Origin of the sequence: Pseudomonas sp. D2002 (assembly GCF_013385735.1) — a bacterium.
Lineage (GTDB): Bacteria > Pseudomonadota > Gammaproteobacteria > Pseudomonadales > Pseudomonadaceae > Aquipseudomonas.
The window spans coordinates 1-19414 of the sequence record NZ_JACAPL010000001.1 but is presented as its reverse complement, the minus strand read 5'-3'; the positions used below and the strand labels follow the sequence as shown (position 1 = coordinate 19414).

Here is a 19414-nt window from a genome sequence, read left to right as displayed (position 1 = left end):
AGCGTGGGAACGATCGGTCGACGCGGGGCAGCATGTAACATGCATTTATAGAAGGTTACTGCGCAGAATTTGTCGTTTGTCGATCTTTGCGCAAATGACAAAACTGCGGGCATCTCTAATAAAAACAACATGAGAGCTGCCCTATGTCCTGTCCCATTGCCCGCCTCCTCACTTCGTTGCGCCTTGTTCTTCTGCCGGCTTCACAGCGGTCCGTGCTGCGCCTTTACTGCGCCTGCCACTGACCCTTGCGGTTCAACAAAAACGCATATTCGCAAGTACCGGAGAGGCTTATGAAAGAGTTGACTACCCTGGACGGCGCCGAGGCGCATCCAGCCATCAATGACCTGTGTGCCCAAGCACAAAGCGGCGAGATCAACCGCCGCCAGTTCCTGCGCACCGCTGCCCTGCTGGGAATTACCGTGGCCAGCGCCAGCAGCTTTATCGGCTCGGCCCTGCTTGGCAACGACGCCCAGGCCGCCGACGCCACACCCGCCCGCCAGGGTGGCAGCCTGCGCTTTGCCTGTGCGATCCAGGAAATCCAGGACCCGATGCTGATCACCTGGATCGAAGCCTCGAACCTGTTGCGCAACTCGCTGGAATACCTGACCTGGGTCGACGCCGACAACATCACCCACCCCTACCTCGCTGAAAGCTGGAGCCCGTCCGACGACCTCACCACCTGGACCTTCAACCTGCGCCAGGATGTGAAGTGGAGCAATGGCGACCACTTCACTGTCGAGGACGTGCAACACAACATTGAACGATGGATCGCGGCGGACTCCAAGTCGGTTAACCGCACCGCATTCCAGGACATCAAAGCCTTCGAGAAAATCAGCGACTACCAGTTCCGCCTGCTGCTCAAGCGGCCGATGCTGGCGATCCCGGAAATGCTCAACGCGTTCACCTGCGCCATCGTCCACCGCAGCTTCAAGGCCGGTGACGACTGGGCGAAAAACCCGTTGGCCACAGGGCCGTTCAAGCTGGTTTCATTCGCCGTGAACAAACAGGCGACGTTCGCCAAGCGCGCCGATTACTGGGGCAAGCCTGCCAACCTCGACGAGCTGCGTTACATCGACATGGGCACCGACGTGTCCACCCACCTCGCCGCCCTGCAGGCCGGCCAAGTCGACGTGTTGTACCGCGTCACCGTGGCCGAACTCGACTTGGCCAAGCGCCTGCCCGGCGCGCAGTTGCTCACCTGTAAATCCGCGCAAACCGTGGTGATGCGCATGGCCTGCGATCAGAAGCCGTTCACCGACCTGCGCATCCGTAAAGCCGTGGTGCTGTGCGCCGATAACGCGCAAATGCTCAAGATCGCCTATCGCGGCATGGGCACCCTGGGCGAAGACCACCATGTGGCGCCCTCCCATCCCGAGTACTTCCCTCTGCCCAAGCGCAACCGCGATGTGGCGGCGGCGAAGAAGCTACTGGCCGAAGCCGGCTTTGCTAATGGCATCGACATCGATTTGATCGTCGGCAACACCCAGGGCCGCTATGAGCAGGACTGCGCGCAAATCCTGCAGCAAAACTGCCTGGAAGCCGGGATTCGCATCAACCTCAAAGTGGTGCCCGCCGCCCAATACTGGCCGATCTGGGACAAGGCCGCGTTCAGCCTCACTTACTGGGCCCATCGCCCGCTGGGCGTGATGTCCCTGGAGCTGGCCTACCGCGGCGGTGGCGCCTGGAACGAAAGCCACTACAGCGACCCGGCTTTTGACGCCGCGCTGGACAAGGCCATGGGCATCATCGACCCCAAACAACGCGCTATCGCGATGCAAAACGTCGAGCAGATCCTGCAAGACGCCTGCGTCATCGTGCAGCCGTTCTGGGGTGACAAGTTCACCGCCGTGAGCAAAAAGGTCCAGGGCTTTCAGGTGCACCCTTCCGACTTCTACCCCATGGGCAATGTGTGGCTGAGCGCCTGAGTTAAGGCGCGCCCTTCCTGCCCGACTGCGGGCAGGCCTCCCTTGAACAGTCGGAGCATGCACCCATGGCTCATTTTCTATTGCGCAAATTACTGGCGCTGGTGGCGACCCTGCTGTCGGTGTCACTGATCGTGTTCCTGGCCCTGGAACTCAATATCGAGGACGTGGCGATCAACGTCCTCGGCCCCTACTCCGCCGCCGACCAGCGTGCGGCGTGGCTGGTAGAGCACGGCTATAACCAACCTTTTGTTTGGCGTTACCTGCTGTGGCTCAAGGACTTTGTCAGCGGCGACTGGGGCACCTCGGTGTACTTTCGCGAGTCGGTGATCAAGCTGTTGCTGCCCAACCTGGCGCAAACCCTGACCCTGGCCGGCCTGGCCTTACTGGTGATGGTGCCGGTGGCGTTGACCCTGGGCATCCTGGCCGGCATCCGCCAAGGCTCGCTGCTCGACCGCCTGGTATCGTTCGTGTCGATTGTCACCACTTCGATTCCCGACTTTGCCAGCGCGGTATTCGTCTCGGCGATCTTTGTGTTCTGGCTCAACTGGCTGCCCGGCGTCAGCAGCATGAGCGACGGCTTCAGCGCGGTGGAGCTGGTGCTGCCGTTAATGGTGCTGTGCCTGTTCGGCATCGGCTACCTGGCGCGGATCACGCGGGCGTCGATGGTTGAAGTGATGCAGTCACCTTACATCCGCACGGCGCGGCTCAAAGGCGCTTCCACTGCGCGCATCGTCGTACGGCATGCCCTGCGCAATGTGCTGATCGCCCCGATCACAGTGATCATGCTGTACATCCCGTGGCTGCTGTCCAACGTGATCGTGGTCGAGGTGTTCTTCGCCTACAAGGGCTTCGGCTCGCTGCTGTATACCGCCTCACTGAACCATGACGTGTACCTGATCGAAGCCTGCGCGATGGTCAGTGCCGTAGTGGTGGGCATCACCAAGATCTTTTCGGACCTGGCCTACACCTGGCTCAACCCGCGCATCACCCTGCGCAGTCTCGGCGGAGGTGCCCAATGAACCGTCTGCACGCCTTCAAACATCCCCTGGCGTTGCTCGGCCTGTTGCTGGTCGGCGGCTGGGTGTTGATCGCGCTGTTTGCACCCTGGCTGGCGCCGCATGATCCGCTGGAAAGTTTCACGCCCTTGCTGACGCCGATGACTACCGGCGACAACGGCCAGAGCTTCCTGCTGGGCACCGACATGATCGGTCGCGACATTCTCTCGCGGCTGATCTGGGGCACGCGCACCGTGCTGTTCTGGTCGATCCTGGCCACACTCACCGCGTTCGCCGTGGGCATCGCCATGGGCTTGTGCGCCGGTTACTTCAACGGTTGGGTGGATGCCGTGCTGTCGTATGTGGCCGACACCGTGCTGTCGTTCCCGGTGCTGGTGTTGTACATCGTGATCATCATCGCCCTGGGTGCTTCGGCGCTGAATATCCTGATTGCGGTGACCTTCACCAGTGCCCCGGCGATCTTTCGCATCATGCGTGCGCTGACGATCGACATCCGCTCGCGCGACTACGTACTCAGTGCGATCACCCAAGGTGAAGGCTCACTTCGCATCATGCTGGTAGAAATTTTGCCCAACTGCGGCGGCCCGTTGATCGTGGATTTCTGCCTGCGCATCGGCTACACCGCGATCATGATCGGCGCCCTGGGTTTTCTCGGCCTCGGCCTGCCGCCACCGACGCCGGACTGGGGCGGCATGATCAACGATGGCCGCGCCATGGCCATTGCCTTCCCACACCTGGTGATCTTCCCCTGCATTGCCATCTCCACCCTGATGCTGGGCCTGAGCCTGCTGGCGGACGGCCTGGATGAAAACGCCCAGCACGGCGCGAGGAATTGAACATGAACGCTGAAACCGTATTGCGGGTAAAAAACCTGTCGGTTGAACTGCCCGCCGGCGCCGACCGCAGCCATGCCGTGCACGGCATCAGCCTGGAGGTGCGCAAGGGTGAAATCCTCTGCGTGATCGGCGAGTCCGGCTCGGGCAAATCCGTGCTGTCGGCGGCGATCATGGGCGACTACGCCAAAGGCCTGCGACATGCCGGTGGGGTGATTGACTTTCTCGGTGACGATATCTGCGCGCTGGATGAAGCACGCTTGCGGCAATTGCGCGGTAACCGCATCGCCATGATTTTCCAGGAGCCCATGGCGGCACTGAACCCGGCGATTCGGATCGGCAAACAAGTCGAAGAAATCTTCGACATCCACGCCGCGCACATGCCCCAACGCGAGCGCCGCGAACGCATGCTCGCGCTGCTCGAATCCACCCAGCTGCCAGACCCACCGCGCATCGCCAACAGCTTTCCCCATCAACTTTCCGGCGGCCAGTGCCAGCGCGTGGTGATCGCCATGGCCCTGGCGATGAACCCGGACTTGTTGATCGCCGACGAACCCACCACGGCGCTGGACGTGACCACCCAGGCCCAAGTGCTGAAGCTGGTGCGCGACCTGCGCGGGCGTGGCCAGCACGGCATTGTGTTTATCACCCATGACTTCGGTGTGGTGGCACAGATTGCCGACCGCATTGCGGTGATGGAAGGTGGCCGCCTGGTGGAGATTGGCGACCGCGACCAAGTGCTGAACGCCCCGGCCCACGCCTACACGCGCAAACTCATCGCCGCAGTGCCGGCCCTGCACCCGGAACTGCACACGCCGAGTGCCGACGGTGAGTTGGCGTTGCGCATCGAACACCTGACCAAAACCTACAACGTCGGCGGCAGCTCCGTCGCGGCGCTGCGCAACGTGTCACTGAACCTGCCACGCGGCAAGACGCTGGCGATTGTCGGCGAGTCCGGCTCGGGCAAAAGTACCTTGGTCAAGGCTGCAATCCGTCTGGTGGAGAGTGACAGCGGGCATGTGTGGGTCGGCGATACTGACTTCCTCGCCTTGCGCGGCTCAGCCCTGGCGGCCAATCGGCGGCGCATCCAGATGATTTTCCAGGACCCGTACGGTTCGCTCAACCCACGCCATCGCGTCGGCGACATCATCGCCCGCGCCGCGCAATTGCGCGGGCTGTCGGCAAAGGACGCCTGGGCCGAGGCCGGTGACTTGCTCGAACAGGTCGGCCTCAAGCGCGACGCCCTCAAGCGCAAGCCCCGGCAGTTTTCCGGTGGCCAGCGCCAACGCATCGGCATCGCCCGCGCCCTGGCCATGCGCCCGGAAGTGTTGATCGCCGATGAGAGCGTCTCGGCGTTGGATGTGTCGGTGCAAAAACAGGTACTCGAACTGCTCGCCGAGCTGCAACAGCAACTGAACCTGAGCATCCTGTTTATCACCCACGACCTGCGCGTGGCGGCGCAGATCAGCGACCACATCGCGGTGATGCGCCAGGGCGAAGTCGTCGAGTACGGCACCGCTGAACAGGTGCTGCTGCGCCCACAAAACAGCTACACCCAGGCGCTGCTCGCGGCGGCGCCGGGCGCCACGCAATTACCGGCTGCCGGGCCGCCACTGAGGCTGATCCGCCCCGCCGCGCACTGAGTTGCAAAATTTTCCCCACGTCGCAGCGTTCGCTGCGGCAACGGGCTGCTGTTGCCAAAAAATAACCAATAATGAGAGCGAAACCATGCGACCAACCCTACGTTACATCGCCCTGGTCCCAGTGCTCGGCGCCCTGGCGGCGCCAGCCATGGCCTACCAGGTCACCGACAACCTCGACCTCGGCGGCGCCGTGCGGGCGCGCTGGGACTATGACCCGGATCGCGGCATCCAGAAGTTCGGCCTCGACACCGCGTTCCTCAGCGCCAAGTACAACTCCGACACCTGGACCGGTGAGGCCCAGTACCGCTTTTACGGGCGTTCGTACCCGTACCAGTACACCAAGAACTACGGCGATATCCAGTTCGCCAAGTTTGCGTGGGTGGGCTACAAGTTCAACCCCGACCAGCAAGTGCAGGTGGGCCTGAACACCGTGCCGTTCGGCTTGCAGCCGTATTTTGGCAGCACCTTCTATGAAACTCTGGGCAACGTGATCGGCCTGGAAGACGTGCAGCAGGTCGGCGCCAAGTACATCCAGCAAAGCGGCGACTGGAACATCCAGGCCGGCTACTACCTGCGCCCGGCGTGGCAAGGCAAAGGCACCAGCAAGGGCGTGACCTACTCCAGCGTGATTTCCGAAGCCGACAGTTACGTGGGCGACGGCAGCAACAACCAGGAACGCAACACCGTGGTGGTGCGGGTGGCCAAAGCCATGGACCTGGGCAACTGGAAGTCGGAAGTCGGGCTGTCCGGCTTGACCTCAACGCTTGAGAACAAAGACACCAACAACGACGGTCGGCGCAACGCCGTGGCGATCCATTACCTGGGCAAAAACGGCCCGTGGGGCGTGCAATTGCAGGCGGCGCGCCAACAAATGTCGCCACGTAACCCCGGCACCGACAGCGTGGTGACGCTGGGTGGCTATGACGGTACGTTCAACGTGGCCAGCCGGGGCAATTTGTATGTGGCGGACTTGAGTTACGACGTGGGCGGAAAATACCTGTTTGACCAAGTCAGCGGCGTGAAGCTGTATGCCAACTACAGTGCGTTTGATAAATCCGAGGATCAATTCAAGACCTCGCAACGGGTGATTCTGGGCACGTCATTTTCCGTCAGCAAATTGTGGGTAGCGACAGAGTGGTTGATCGGCAAGAACGATCCGTATATTGGCGGGAGCAGCTATACCGAGAGCCTGGGGGCTGGGGGGAGTAACCAGTGGGAGAATCAGCTGTATATGAACATTGGGTATTACTTCTAAAATAGGCGGCGTCATCACTGACGCCTTCGCGAGCAAGCCCGCTCCCACATTTTGACCGCAGCGCCGATCAAATGTGGGAGCGGGCTTGCTCGCGAAGAGGCCACCAAAAACACTATAAAAACAACCGGTGTGGAATCCTTTTCATGCGCCAACTGCCCGCCCTCAACATGCTGCGTATCTTCGAAGAAGTCGCTCGCCACCGCAGCTTCAGCCAGGCCGCCGTGGGCCTTAACGTCACCCAGGGCGCCGTCAGCCGCCAGATCAAACAACTCGAAGACTACCTCGGCATCGCTCTGTTCATCCGCACGCCCCAGGGCCTGTCCCTGACCGAGGCCGGCTTTGCGCTTTCCCCACACCTGAGCGACGCCTTCGACCATATCGAGCGCGCCCTGCAAGCCGTGCGTGTGCCCAACCTGCGCCAGCGCCTGCGCATCGTCGCGCCGCCGACGTGGGCCACACGCTGGCTGTCCGCGCACCTGCGACGCTTCTGCGAGCGTTACCCGGATATCAACCTCAGCGTCACCCACCAGAACAGCCACGACAGCCTGACGGAAATCGACTGCAGGATTCGTTTCGGCCTGGAACCGGCGGCGCATTGCAGCAGCCAATTGCTGGTGATGGAACGGCACATCGCCGTCGCCAGCCCGGAGCTGTTCAGCGCCGGCCAACCGCCTGACCTGCGGCGTTTTCCATTGCTGCATATCCTGCATGACGGCAAGCGCTTGAAGGTCTGGGAAAACTGGCTGGCGGCCATGGGCCGGAACGACATCGATGCGGGCCAGGGTCTGGAATTCAGCACCCTGGACCAGGTGATCCACACCGCCCTGGCAGGCGGTGGCTTAGCCGTGATCGACCGGCAGATGATCGAGCGCGAGTTGGCCAATGGCAGCCTGCTGCCGATCACGCCCGTGGAAGTGATCGGCCCTTATGGCTATTGGCTGGATGTGGCGAGTGACAAACAGGGTTTATCCAAGGTTCGTTTGTTTACGCAGTGGCTGGGCCAGGTCAGCAATCCCTGACACCGGTGGCGCCTGGGCCTTGCACGCCTGGCTCAAGGTCAGCGCCTTGGTTTCCGGGGCCCAGGCCCAGGAGATAATCGCGCCCACTACCAGTATCGCCGCCAGAATGCCCATGGTCGGGCTCAAACCAATCCCGGCCACACTCACTGGCAAAAGAAACGTACTGATCGCCGAGCCCAGGCGACTCACCGCCGTTGCCAGGCCAATGCCGCTGGCACGCACTTCGGTGGGGAAGCTTTCTGCCGGGAATACCCCGACCAGGTTGCTGACCGCCGACAACACCAAAGTAAACACACCGAAGGTCAACACCATCAGCCACGCCATGCTCCCCGGCAGCACCGCCAACAGGAACAGCGCCGCAGCAAGGATGATGAACGAATTGATCAGAAACCCACGGCGCGAGAACTTCACCGTGCACCAGATGCCGATCAAGGCGCCGATGATCAGCAGCACGTTGAGCATCAATTCTGTGCCAAAACCTTCGGCCAGGCCCATTTTCTTCAGGATCGAGGGCAGGAAGGTGTAGATCGCGAAATACGGCATCACGATGCATACGAAGAACAGGCAGTTGAACGCCGTGCGCTTGCGGTATTCGCGGCTGAACAACACGCCATAGCCGGAACGGGTTTGCGTCGACGGTTCCTCATCCAGCACCACATGCACGCCCAGGTGCTTTTTGACGATGGCACGGGCTTCGGCGATGCGCCCCCGGTTGACCAGCCAGCGCGGTGATTCCGGAGTGCCGATGCGCGCGAGCAGAATCAGCCCGGCCGGGATCGCCGACGATGCGAGCATCCAGCGCCAGGCATCGTCACCGAGGCTGAGCATCGCGGTGCCGACAAAGGTTGCGGCCACGTAGCCGACGGTCCAGACCACGCTGAAGGAGCCGAGCAGCACACCCCGATGTTTCTTCGGCGAAAACTCGGCCAGCATGGCATGGCCGACGCTGAAGTCGCCGCCCAAGCCAATGCCGATCAGCACTCGGCATAGCAACAGCCCCATGGCAGTTTCAGCATAGAACTGCATGACCGACGCCACCGTAATCAGCACAAAGCTGACGAGAAAGATCTTCTGCCGACCGAGGGTGTCGCAGATCCAGCCGAAAAACAGGCTACCCAGGAACAAACCGATCAGCGCCGAAGCACCAATCAAGCCTTGCCAGAAGGCGTCGAGTTGCATCTGCGGGCTGAGCAGAGTGAAGGCGATACCGATCAAGCCGAGGATATAGCCGTCGGTGAAGTGCGCACCAAAGGTCAGACCGGCGATCTTCAGATGAAAGCGGCCGATCGGCAGGTCGTCGATTTTGACGGATTGAGCAGTCATGGTGTTCTCCATATTGTTGTTCTTGACGGAGTAACAGCGGGCAAAACCCAATCCGAATGTGGGAGCGGGCTTGTGTGGGAGCGGGCTTGCTCGCGAAAGCGGTGTGTCAGTTTATGGATGTGGTAACAGACCCACCGTATTCGCGAGCAAGCCCGCTCCCACATTGGATCTGTAGTGATTGGAAGACCGCGCTTACAAGCCGCCCATCAACAAGTATTTGATCTCCAGATAATCATCCAGCCCGTACTTGGAGCCTTCACGGCCCAGGCCCGATTCCTTGATGCCGCCAAACGGCGCGACTTCGGTGGAGATAATCCCTTCGTTGATGCCGACCATGCCCGCTTCCAGGCCTTCGGCCATGCGCCACACGCGGCCGATATCGCGGCTGTAGAAGTACGCGGACAAACCGAACGGCGTGTCATTGGCGCGCTGCAGTACTTCGGCTTCATCTTGGAAACGAAAGCATGCCGCCACCGGGCCGAATGTTTCTTCCTGGGCAATCAGCATGTCGCCATGGGCTTCGGTGAGGATGGTCGGTTCGAAGAACGTCCCGCCCAACGCATGACGACGCCCGCCGCACAGCAGTTTGGCGCCCTTCTCCAAGGCGTCGCCGACATGGGCTTCGACCTTGGCCAGCGCGGCCGCATTGATCAGTGGGCCTTGTTCGGTGTCGCCGTCCAAAGCGCTGCCGACGCGCATCGCGCTGACCGCCTCAGCCAGTTTGCGGGTGAACGCGTCATACACGCCATCCTGGATAAAGAAGCGGTTGACGCACACGCAGGTTTGCCCGGTATTGCGGAACTTGGACGCCATTGCGCCTTTGACGGCGGCGTCCAGGTCGGCGTCGTCGAACACGATAAAGGGTGCATTGCCGCCGAGTTCCAGGGAGACTTTTTTCAGCGTGTCGGCCGCCTGGCGCATCAACAGTTTGCCGGTGCGGGTGGAGCCGGTGAACGACAGCTTGCGCACTACGCTGGAGGCTTGCAGCGCGCCACCGATGGCCACCGCATCGCCAGAAACGATGTTGAACACACCGGCTGGAATACCCGCCTGCTCGGCCAGCACCGCCAGGGCGAAGGCAGACAGCGGGGTTTCTTCCGAAGGTTTGAGGATCATCGTGCAACCCGCCGCCAGTGCCGGGCCGACCTTACGGGTGACCATCGCCAGGGGGAAGTTCCACGGCGTGATCGCCGCCACCACGCCGATGGCTTCCTTGACGACGATGATGCGTGCGTCGGCCTTGTGGCTGGGAATTACGTCGCCGTACGCACGTTTAGCCTCTTCGCCGAACCACTCCAGGAAGCTCGCGGCGTAAACCACTTCGCCCATGGCTTCGGCCAGGGGTTTGCCTTGCTCCAGGCTGAGCAGTTGCGCCAGGTCTTTCTGGTGGCTGAGCATCAGCTCGCTCCAACGCTTGAGGCGCTGGCTGCGTTCCTTCGCCGTGAGCTTGCGCCAGGCCGGCAAGGCGCGGTTGGCGGCGTCGATGGCCAGGTGGGTGGCTTCGCCCGCGGCGCGCTGCACGTCAACGATCAACGCGCCGTTGGCCGGGTTGAGCACCGGGTAAGTCGGGCCGCCGCTGGACCAGCAGCCATCAATGTAATTGCCAGTACGAATCAGCGGGTTCATGCCACGGCCTCAATCAGGTTGAAACGGTCCAGGCCCGGGCGGGCCTCGCGCAGGATGCGCCGGCCGGCGGTGTAGTCGTTGATCACATCGCACGGCGTGTAATTACGCTCCAGCTCGTACAGTTCTTCGGCATCCAGTTGGGTGTCGAGGGCCGCCAGTGCACTGTCAAATTGGGCGGTGGTGTCGGCCCCCACCAGCATCACGTCGACGCCAGGGTGGTTGGCGACCCAGGCCTGGGCGATCTGCGCATTCGACACGCCACGGGCACGCGCCACGCGCTGCACCGAATGGGCGATATCGAACGAGGCCTGGTCGCTGTACATCTGCTGGGTGAAAAAGTCGGTCTGGTTGCGAGTCGACTGCACTTCGCCGGTGAGTAACCCGCGCGCCAGCGGGCTGAACACCGAGACACCCAGGCCTTGGTCGCGGCAGAACGGGATCATCTCGCGCTCTTCTTCACGGTACGCGCAGTTCAGTTGCAGCTGCATATTGATGGGCTTGACCCAGCCATTGCGCTCGCACGCCATGAGGATCTTGGCCAACTGGCCGGTGAGCATGGTCGACACGCCGATGTAGCGCGCCTTGCCGGAGCGCACGATGTCGTTCATCGCCGCCATGGTCTCTTCGACCGGGGTGTTCAGGTCGAAATAATGCAGCATGAACACATCAACGTAATCCATGCCCAGACGGCTCAGCGAGGCGTCGATGCTGTCCATGATGTGCTTGCGCGAATGGCCGCTGGCATTGATGCCGCTGCGGGTGCCGTAGCCGACTTTGGTGGTGACCACAATGTCTTCGCGCCGTGCGACGCGCTTGAGGATGCGCCCCACCACTTCTTCACCGACGCCTGCGGAGTAGAAGTCGGCCAGGTCGATGAAATTGACGCCGTTGTCCAGCGCGTGGGCGACGATGGGCTCACTTTGCTTTTCGTCGAAAATCCACGGTTTCCAGTCCGGGGTGCCCATGTTCATGGTGCCCAGGCACAGGCGGGAGACTTGCAGGCCGGAGTTGCCCAAACGGATGTATTGCATGGGGATGTCCTCAGGCCTTTGGCGTGTAGAAAGGGTTGCTGATGTGGTTGACCACATCGGCCAGTTGCGCGGTGTAGGGCGTGCCATTGAGGGCGGCGCGGATCGCGGTGCGGCAGGCGTTGTAGTTGTTCAGGTAGACGGCGTCCAAGTCATCGCAGGCCGGGTTGACCCAGTTGGCGGTGACGATGGCCCATTCGTCTTCGGCTTCCGGCGGCAAGGTGCCGTCGAGCAAGGCTTCCAGCACCGCCTTGGCGATCCCGGCCTGGGACGCACCCCAGGTGGCATTGCCGTGCAAGTCGCTGCCAATCGCGGCCTTGTTGACGTAGAGGGTCATGGGCTTGACCGGGATGTTTGGCTGGGCAATCACCATGAACGGGCAATGGCCCTGGCTTGGCGACGCAAGGCTGTTGGCAAACGCCTGGCCGGCCGGCCCGTTGCGTGGGCCGATGAGGATGTTGATGTGGGCAGCATTGACGCCTGGGCCTTCGAAGCCCTCGCCGATGTACAGATCAAGTGGGTTCATTTCGCAAACGCTCGTTGTTGTTATGAGGGGAGCTTGTTGGCGATTTTTTAGCACTGGAGCTGGCAGCGGCCGTAACCATTAAAAGTCATAGGGGTGTGAGTTTTGCTCATGGCCCCTGCGACGATCGATGCCGTTTTGTGTCGTTGACCTACTTTGTTACACACCATATAGTGTGCCCACAAACAGAACAGACCACTACATAGTGTGCAGTATCGGTATTTACCGACCACACTACGCGCAATATTTCAATGCCTAGTAGCCTGCAAACCGCATATTTTTGGACGGGTTCACACACCGTCAGAACAGACCAGGAAGGAGTATTTCAATGCTGAGTTGGGATGAAGTCGACAACGAAGACACCGGTGCAGCGGTGATCAAGGGCGCCAACGCCGGGCATGCCAGCGAAGCCAACATGGACCGCCTCGACGGTGCCGGCGCCGCTGCCGCGCTGGAAGCGCGCAACGTGACGGCCAACGACTCCGCCGCGATCATCCGCGCCAAGGCCGCCCTCGACAAACTCGACGTCGCCGAAGGCCTCGCCGAGCTGGAAGGCTCCGCCGCCCGCGTCGCCGTTGACGAAAAACGCATGATCAACTGCCGCGCCGACCTCAACCAACTCGTGCCTTTCAAGTACGACTGGGCCTGGCAAAAGTACCTCGACGGCTGCGCCAACCACTGGATGCCGCAAGAGGTCAACATGACCGCCGACATCGCGCTGTGGAAAAACCCCGAAGGCCTGACCGACGACGAACGCCGCATCGTCATGCGCAACCTCGGCTTCTTCTCCACCGCCGACTCCCTGGTTGCCAACAACCTGGTGCTGGCCGTGTACCGCCTGATCACCAACCCGGAATGCCGCCAGTACATCCTGCGCCAGGCCTTCGAAGAAGCGATCCACACCCACGCCTACCAGTACTGCATCGAATCGCTGGCCATGGATGAAGGCGAGATCTTCAACATGTACCACGAGATTCCATCGGTCGCCAAAAAGGCTGCCTGGGGCTTGAAGTACACCCGTTCGATCTCCGATCCGAAGTTCGAAACCGGCACCGTCGAGACTGATAAAGAGTTGCTGCGCAACCTGGTCGCCTACTACTGCGTGCTGGAAGGCATCTTCTTCTATTGCGGCTTCACCCAGATCCTGTCCATGGGCCGTCGCAACAAAATGACCGGCGTGGCGGAGCAGTTCCAGTACATCCTGCGCGACGAGTCGATGCACCTGAACTTCGGTATCGATGTGATCAACCAGATCAAAATCGAAAACCCGCATTTGTGGGATGCCGAGATGAAGGAAGAAGCGACCCAGATGATCCTGCAAGGGACTCAGCTGGAGATCGAGTACGCACGTGACACCATGCCGCGTGGGGTGTTGGGCATGAATGCGGCGATGATGGAGGATTATCTGAAGTTCATCGCGAATCGTCGTTTGTCGCAGATTGGGTTGAAGGAAGAGTATCCGGGGACGACCAACCCGTTCCCTTGGATGAGCGAGATTATGGACTTGAAGAAAGAGAAGAATTTCTTTGAGACTCGCGTGATCGAGTATCAAACAGGCGGCGCACTGAGCTGGGACTGATCAACAACACAAACCAAATGTGGGAGCGGGCTTGCTCGCGAATGAGCAGTGTCAGTCACAGATGCATTGACTGATTCACCGCATTCGCGAGCAAGCCCGCTCCCACATTGGTTATCGGTGTTCCACGCATTTTGCAAACATACCTTTATGCCCAATCAAACCATCAAAACGCCCTGCGTCGGCCTGTGCTCCACCGTTTACGGCGACCTGGTCTGTCGGGGCTGCAAGCGTTATCACCATGAAGTGATTCAGTGGAATGGCTACAACGCTGACGAGAAACAGGCCGTGTGGCTGCGCCTGGAGCAGTTGCTGGTGCAGGTGATGGCCAGCAAGCTGGAAGTGTTCGACCCACAACGCCTGCGCCAGCAGTTGGAAGACCGCAAGATTCGCTTTATGCCGCACCAATCGCCGTATTGCTGGGCGTACCAGCTGATTGCGCGGGGCGCGCGGGTGATTTCCAGGCTGGATGCGTATGGCTTGGCGTTGTTGCCGGAGTTTCGTGAGCGCAGCCTTGCGGATTTGCGTGATGCGATTGATCGGGAGTTTTTCCTGCTTTCCGAGGCGCACTACGAGCGCTACATCGCGCCGGGGTTTCTGAAGGAGGCGTTCGGGCCTGCCCTGATTGCCACGTTTTAACAGACACTACAAAACTGAAATGTGGGAGCGGGCTTGCTCGCGAAAGCGGCGTGTCAGTCAATACATCTGTAACTGATCCACCGCTTTCGCGAGCAAGCCCGCTCCCACATTTGGATTTGCGTCAGTCAGGAGGCCCAGGAAGCTTCGCGCTCGGTCTGCAAGCCATACCGCTCAATCGCCTGCTCACACACCTGCGGCGCCAAACTCCCCTGCTCCACCAACGCCGTCAGCGCCGCCAGCACCAGGTGGTGGCGGTCCACCTCGAAGAAATCACGCAACGCCGCCCGTGTATCACTGCGACCAAACCCGTCAGTACCGAGCACCGTGTAGCGCGAGTCCAGATACGACGCGATCATCTGCGGCACTGCGCGCACATAGTCGGACACGGCAATCACCGGCGCGCCTTTGGGCAAACAGTCATTCACATGGCTGACGCGCTTGGCGCCCTGCGGGTGCAGGCGATTCCAGCGTTCCACCTCCCGCGCATCCCGCGCCAGCTCGCTGAAACTGGTGACGCTGAACACCTCGCTCGCCACGTGCCAATCCTCAGCCAGTAACTGTGCCGCCGCCTGGGCTTCGCGCAATAGCGTGCCGGAACCCAACAGGCGCACCTTGGCGTCAGCCGCGCCCTGCAGGCGGTACATGCCTTTGATGATCGCTGCTTCCACGCCTTGCGGCAGGCTTGGCTGCGGGTAGTTTTCGTTCATGAGGGTCACGTAGTAGAACTCGTCCACGTCGTGTTCGAGCATCTGGCGCATGCCGTGGTCGAGGATCACCGCAAACTCGCCGGCAAACGCCGGGTCGTAGGCGCGGCAATTGGGCACGGTGGCGGCGCTGAGGTGGCTGCTGCCGTCCTGGTGCTGCAAGCCTTCGCCGCCCAGGGTGGTGCGCCCGGCCGTGGCACCGAGCAGGAAGCCACGGGCGCGTTGGTCGGCGGCGGCCCAGATCAGGTCGCCGACGCGCTGGAAACCGAACATCGAGTAATAGATGTAGAACGGCAACATGCGCAGGCCATGCACCGAGTAGCTGGTCGCCGCCGCCACCCACGAGCTGATGGCGCTGGCTTCGCTGATGCCCTCTTCGAGAATCTGCCCGTCGGTGGCTTCGCGGTAGCTGAGGATCGAGCCGATGTCTTCCGGCTCGTAACGCTGGCCGACGCTGGAATAAATGCCGATCTGCTTGAACAGGTTGGCCATGCCGAAGGTACGCGCCTCATCCGCCACGATCGGCACAATGCGCGGGCCGAGGGCTTTGTCCTTGAGCAGGTTGGTGAGCATGCGCACGAAGGCCATGGTGGTCGACATTTCCTTGCCGTCGGCCGCCGTGGCGAAACCGGCGTAGCCCGTCACCGGCGGCACAGCGACTGGCGCCGCGGCCTGGCTGCGGCTCGGCACATAGCCGCCGAGCGCGTTGCGGCGTTGGTGCAAATAGCGCAGTTCAAGGCTGTCATCGGCGGGTTTGAAGAAGCTGAGCGCTTCGGTCTGCGCGTCCGACAGCGGCAGCTGGAAGCGATTGCGAAAGGCGATCAGCGCGTCGCGATCCAGCTTCTTTTGCTGATGGGTGGTCATCTTGCCCTGCCCGGCTTCGCCCATGCCGAAACCCTTTTTGGTCTGGGCCAGGATCACCGTCGGCTGGCCTTTGACGCGGCGTGCGGCGTGGTAGGCGGCGTGGATCTTGACCATGTCATGGCCGCCGCGCTTGAGGCGGTCGATCTGTTCGTCACTCATGCCCTCGACCAGTTTGGCGAGTGACGCGCTTTGACCGAAGAAATGTTCGCGGTTATAGGCGCCGTCCTTGGCGGCAAAGGTCTGGAATTGCCCGTCGACGGTCTGCGACAGGGTGTTCACCAGCGCGCCGTCAGTGTCTTTGGCGAGCAACCCATCCCAATCCGAGCCCCACACCAGTTTGATCACGTTCCAGCCGGCGCCGGCGAACAACGCCTCGAGTTCGTCGATGATCCGCCCATTGCCGCGCACCGGGCCGTCGAGGCGTTGCAGGTTGCAGTTGACCACCCAGGTCAGGTTGTCCAGGCCTTCGCGGGCGGCCAGGGTCAGGGCCGACATGCTTTCCGGTTCGTCCATTTCGCCGTCGCCGAAGACGCCCCAGACGTGGCGGTCGGTGGTATCGAGCAAGCCGCGATGTTGCAGGTAGCGCATGAAGCGTGCCTGGAATATCGAACTGATCGGGCCGATGCCCATGGAGCCGGTGGGGAACTGCCAGAAGTCCGGCATCAGCCACGGGTGCGGGTAGCTGGAGAGCCCACGGGCGCCGTTTTTTGGCCCGCCGATTTCCTGGCGGTAGTGCGCCAGGTCGTTTTCAGTCAGGCGGCCTTCCAGATAGGCGCGCGCATAAATACCCGGCGCGGAATGCGGCTGATAGAACACCAGGTCACCGCCAAAGTTGTCATTGCGGGCGCGAAAAAAGTGGTTGAAGCCCACTTCGAACAAATCCGCCGCACTGGCGTAGCTGGCGATATGGCCACCCAACTCGCCATACGCCTGATTGGCGCGCACCACCATGGCCAAGGCATTCCAGCGCACCAGCGAGGCCAGGCGTTCTTCGGTGGCGAGGTCGCCGGGAAAGGCCGGCTGCTGCTCGACGCTGATGCTGTTGATGTAAGGCGTGCCGTGCCGCGGTTTCCAGTCGATGTGCGCGGCGCTGCCTTCGCGGGCCAGCAGGTCGAGGATCTGCCGTGCGCGTTCGGGGCCGGCGTTGGCCACCAGCGAGGCCAGGGCGTCGCGCCACTCGTCCTGCTCTACCTGATCCAACGCGGTGTGATTGACTGCACTCGCGAAACCGTTCATGGGCACCTCCGGGCTTTTTTTCCAGTTTATGTCGGGGCTTGAGGATTTTTTGCCTGTTATCCGGCGCAGGCGCGTCGATTTTGAGCATGAATCACTGCCAATTGGCTTTTTCCCAGCACGTTGTGCTCAAGCCACACGAAACGTTGCAACTGTGTTTAAAATGCCGCCCGCTTAATGACCGACGCTGACCGATGACCCCAGACGTACTCGCCACCCTGCACGCCCACCTGCTCACCGCCCTGGCCCCCCCGCCCACCGAAACCCGGCGCCTGTTCCACGGCCGTGGCCGCTGCTGGCCGGGCCTGGAGCAACTGACGGTGGACTGGTTGCAAGGTGTGATGCTGGTGTCGCTGTTCAAAGAGCCCGACGCCGAGCAGTTGGAGGCGTTGAAACATATGCTCAAGCAGCAGTTCGGCGTTTATACCGTCGCCCTGCAACACCGCTACCTGCCGCAAAGCACCACCGAATGGCTGGTCGGTGAAGCCGTGGACGAGCTGACCATCACCGAGGGTGGCCTGCGTTACCTGATCGACCTGGGCAAAAAACAGAACAGCGGGCTGTTCCTCGACATGCGCTACGGCCGCAACTGGGTGCGCGAGCAGGCCCAGGGCCAGCGCGTGCTGAACTTGTTTGCCTATACCTGCGGCTTCTCGGTCGCCGCCATCGAAGGCGGCGCCGACCACGTCGTGAACCTCGACATGGCCCGTGGCGCCCTCAGCCGTGGCCGCGACAACCACCGCTTGAATGGCCATGACCTCGGCAAGGTCACCTTCCTCGGCCACGACCTGTTCAAGTCGTGGGCAAAGGTCACTCACAGCGGCCCTTATGACTTGGTCATCATCGACCCGCCATCCTTCCAGAAAGGCAGTTTCCTGCTGACCAAAGACTACCAACGCGTACTGCGCCGCCTGCCGGATTTGCTGACGCCACAGGGCACCGTGCTGGCGTGCATGAACGACCCGGCGTTCGGTGAAGACTTCCTGATCGACGGCGTCACCCGCGAAGCACCGGGCCTGCGCTTTGTGGAACGGCTGCAAAACCCGCCTGAATTCCCGGATATCGACCCGCAAAGTGGCCTGAAGGCGCTGGTGTTCCGTCAGGGTTGATGCTGAAACGTCCTACGCTTGCTACGCTAAGTCATACACCGGGGCGGTGAACCTTATCCTCCCCTTCCCGGTCGATACCTGCATTCCCTGGCCAGACTCGACGGCGTTACGTCGTCGGCTGCCCTGTTTCACCTTTTGGAGAACCGCCCGTGATATCGACCCTGCATGTAGCCAGACTCAAAGCCTGGGGCGCCCACGGCTTTACCGCCACCGGTGTGGTATTGGCCTTCCTGGCCACCCTGGCCCTGCTGGAAAACTCACCCAAGGCCTGTCTGCTATGGCTGGGCCTGGCGCTGGTGGTCGATGGCGTTGACGGTTCGCTGGCGCGACGGGTGAATGTCAGCACGGTATTGCCGAGCTTCGACGGCTCGGTGCTGGACCTGGTGATTGATTACCTGACCTATGTGTTTATTCCGGCGCTGTTTATCTACCGCTATATCGACCTGCCGGACTTTACCCACCTGTTCACCGTCTCGGTGATTCTGGTGTCGTCGCTGTTCTGCTTCTGCAATGTGAACATGAAGAGCAAGGACAACTACTTTGTCGGCTTCCCCGCCGCCTGGAACGTGGTTGCCCTGTGCGTGTACATCATCCAGCCGGAAGCCTGGGTCACCTTGCTGACCGTGATTGGCCTGGCGCTGCTGACCGTGACGCCGATGAAGTTTTTGCACCCGTTTCGGGTCAAGCGGTTTATGCCGATCAACATCGCCGTGACCACGATCTGGTTGCTGTGCAGCTTTTTGATGGTGGTGGATTATCCGAATACTAACCCGTGGACGTTCGGGTTGTGGTCGCTGATGTCGGCTTACTTCCTGGGGATTTGTGTGTGGCGTACGGCGTTGGAGTGGTTGGGCACCCATAAATAGGTGGGAGCTGGCTGCCTGCGATGGCGCCGGGTCAGTGACAGCCGTTGGGCCTGCCCTACCGCTATCGCAGCCTAATATTTTTTACGGGTTGAGTACTGCGGTTGGCGCGGGGCCGCTGGGTACATATCCGTTATTTGGGTTAGGGCTGATATGGGTTCCGCCCTTACGGCGGCTCACTTTTGAACAGCGCAAAAGTAAGCAAAACGCTCTTGCCGGTATGACTCACCCACAT

The 19414-nt window shown here is 61.3% G+C and carries 15 protein-coding genes; 10 read left to right on the top strand and 5 right to left on the bottom strand.

Translation table 11 applies throughout. The features are described 5' to 3' along the window. The first annotated feature begins 290 nt into the window (after window positions 1-290). From HX783_RS00075 to HX783_RS00050, 6 genes are all read left to right on the top strand, one after another. Window positions 291-1925, top strand: coding sequence for an ABC transporter substrate-binding protein (locus HX783_RS00075; protein WP_177015470.1), 1635 nt, complete (start codon window positions 291-293; stop codon window positions 1923-1925). A gap of 65 nt (window positions 1926-1990) precedes the next feature. Then, window positions 1991-2944 (top strand): ABC transporter permease, encoded by a 954-nt coding sequence (locus HX783_RS00070; protein WP_159956983.1) that lies wholly within the window; start codon window positions 1991-1993, stop codon window positions 2942-2944. Beyond that, window positions 2941-3777: an ABC transporter permease gene (locus tag HX783_RS00065; protein ID WP_159956985.1), complete on the top strand. Its 837-nt coding sequence runs from the start codon at window positions 2941-2943 to the stop codon at window positions 3775-3777. The genes HX783_RS00070 and HX783_RS00065 overlap by 4 nt, the downstream gene beginning before the upstream one ends. A gap of 2 nt (window positions 3778-3779) precedes the next feature. Beyond that, a complete protein-coding gene (locus tag HX783_RS00060; protein ID WP_177015469.1) occupies window positions 3780-5417 on the top strand; it encodes an ABC transporter ATP-binding protein in 1638 nt (545 codons plus the stop codon). An 85-nt stretch (window positions 5418-5502) separates the two neighbouring features. After that, window positions 5503-6672, top strand: a complete 1170-nt coding sequence (locus HX783_RS00055) for a hypothetical protein (RefSeq protein ID WP_177015468.1) — start codon at window positions 5503-5505, stop codon at window positions 6670-6672. 143 nt (window positions 6673-6815) lie between these two features. After that, complete coding sequence (locus tag HX783_RS00050; RefSeq protein WP_177015467.1) at window positions 6816-7691, top strand: LysR substrate-binding domain-containing protein; 876 nt, start codon at window positions 6816-6818, stop codon at window positions 7689-7691. Here HX783_RS00050 and HX783_RS00045 read toward each other — a convergent pair. The 4 genes from HX783_RS00045 to fae form a co-directional block, all read right to left on the bottom strand. Continuing rightward, window positions 7638-9014: an MFS transporter gene (locus HX783_RS00045; protein WP_177015466.1), complete on the bottom strand. Its 1377-nt coding sequence runs from the start codon at window positions 9012-9014 to the stop codon at window positions 7638-7640. The two genes, HX783_RS00050 and HX783_RS00045, sit on opposite strands and share 54 nt — an antisense overlap. Before the next feature lie 192 nt (window positions 9015-9206). Continuing rightward, window positions 9207-10640: an NAD-dependent succinate-semialdehyde dehydrogenase gene (locus tag HX783_RS00040; protein WP_177015465.1), complete on the bottom strand. Its 1434-nt coding sequence runs from the start codon at window positions 10638-10640 to the stop codon at window positions 9207-9209. Then, complete coding sequence (locus HX783_RS00035) at window positions 10637-11671, bottom strand: aldo/keto reductase (protein WP_177015464.1); 1035 nt, start codon at window positions 11669-11671, stop codon at window positions 10637-10639. Before HX783_RS00035 ends, HX783_RS00040 begins: the two co-directional genes overlap by 4 nt. Before the next feature lie 10 nt (window positions 11672-11681). Continuing rightward, window positions 11682-12194, bottom strand: a complete 513-nt coding sequence (gene fae / locus HX783_RS00030; protein ID WP_177015463.1) for a formaldehyde-activating enzyme — start codon at window positions 12192-12194, stop codon at window positions 11682-11684. Window positions 12195-12519: 325 nt separating this feature from the next. Here fae and HX783_RS00025 point away from each other — a divergent pair, with 325 nt between their 5' ends. Both HX783_RS00025 and HX783_RS00020 read left to right on the top strand, forming a co-directional pair. Then, entirely contained in the window at window positions 12520-13770 is a 1251-nt protein-coding gene (locus tag HX783_RS00025) for a ribonucleotide-diphosphate reductase subunit beta (RefSeq protein ID WP_005788524.1), read from the top strand. 147 nt (window positions 13771-13917) lie between these two features. Then, entirely contained in the window at window positions 13918-14406 is a 489-nt protein-coding gene (locus tag HX783_RS00020; RefSeq protein ID WP_159956999.1) for a DUF1289 domain-containing protein, read from the top strand. Window positions 14407-14531: 125 nt separating this feature from the next. Here the strand turns inward: HX783_RS00020 and mdeB are convergent, their stop codons facing one another. Continuing rightward, a complete protein-coding gene (mdeB, locus tag HX783_RS00015) occupies window positions 14532-17210 on the bottom strand; it encodes an alpha-ketoglutarate dehydrogenase (protein WP_177015462.1) in 2679 nt (892 codons plus the stop codon). 191 nt (window positions 17211-17401) lie between these two features. Between mdeB and HX783_RS00010 the strand changes: the two genes are divergently transcribed. After that, window positions 17402-18316, top strand: a complete 915-nt coding sequence (locus HX783_RS00010; RefSeq protein WP_177015461.1) for a class I SAM-dependent methyltransferase — start codon at window positions 17402-17404, stop codon at window positions 18314-18316. A gap of 149 nt (window positions 18317-18465) precedes the next feature. Next, window positions 18466-19182 (top strand): phosphatidylcholine synthase, encoded by a 717-nt coding sequence (pcsA, locus tag HX783_RS00005; protein ID WP_177015460.1) that lies wholly within the window; start codon window positions 18466-18468, stop codon window positions 19180-19182. Window positions 19183-19414 lie beyond the last annotated feature (232 nt).

Excerpts from the sequence above, each read along its gene's own strand:
- HX783_RS00075 (WP_177015470.1), top strand. The coding sequence starts at position 291 with ATGAAAGAGTTGACTACCCTGGACGGCGCCGAGGCGCATCCAGCCATC.
- HX783_RS00070 (WP_159956983.1), top strand. The coding sequence starts at position 1,991 with ATGGCTCATTTTCTATTGCGCAAATTACTGGCGCTGGTGGCGACCCTG.
- HX783_RS00065 (WP_159956985.1), top strand. The coding sequence starts at position 2,941 with ATGAACCGTCTGCACGCCTTCAAACATCCCCTGGCGTTGCTCGGCCTG.
- HX783_RS00060 (WP_177015469.1), top strand. The coding sequence starts at position 3,780 with ATGAACGCTGAAACCGTATTGCGGGTAAAAAACCTGTCGGTTGAACTG.
- HX783_RS00055 (WP_177015468.1), top strand. The coding sequence starts at position 5,503 with ATGCGACCAACCCTACGTTACATCGCCCTGGTCCCAGTGCTCGGCGCC.
- HX783_RS00050 (WP_177015467.1), top strand. The coding sequence starts at position 6,816 with ATGCGCCAACTGCCCGCCCTCAACATGCTGCGTATCTTCGAAGAAGTC.
- HX783_RS00045 (WP_177015466.1), bottom strand. The coding sequence starts at position 9,014 with ATGACTGCTCAATCCGTCAAAATCGACGACCTGCCGATCGGCCGCTTT.
- HX783_RS00040 (WP_177015465.1), bottom strand. The coding sequence starts at position 10,640 with ATGAACCCGCTGATTCGTACTGGCAATTACATTGATGGCTGCTGGTCC.
- HX783_RS00035 (WP_177015464.1), bottom strand. The coding sequence starts at position 11,671 with ATGCAATACATCCGTTTGGGCAACTCCGGCCTGCAAGTCTCCCGCCTG.
- fae (WP_177015463.1), bottom strand. The coding sequence starts at position 12,194 with ATGAACCCACTTGATCTGTACATCGGCGAGGGCTTCGAAGGCCCAGGC.
- HX783_RS00025 (WP_005788524.1), top strand. The coding sequence starts at position 12,520 with ATGCTGAGTTGGGATGAAGTCGACAACGAAGACACCGGTGCAGCGGTG.
- HX783_RS00020 (WP_159956999.1), top strand. The coding sequence starts at position 13,918 with ATGCCCAATCAAACCATCAAAACGCCCTGCGTCGGCCTGTGCTCCACC.
- mdeB (WP_177015462.1), bottom strand. The coding sequence starts at position 17,210 with ATGAACGGTTTCGCGAGTGCAGTCAATCACACCGCGTTGGATCAGGTA.
- HX783_RS00010 (WP_177015461.1), top strand. The coding sequence starts at position 17,402 with ATGACCCCAGACGTACTCGCCACCCTGCACGCCCACCTGCTCACCGCC.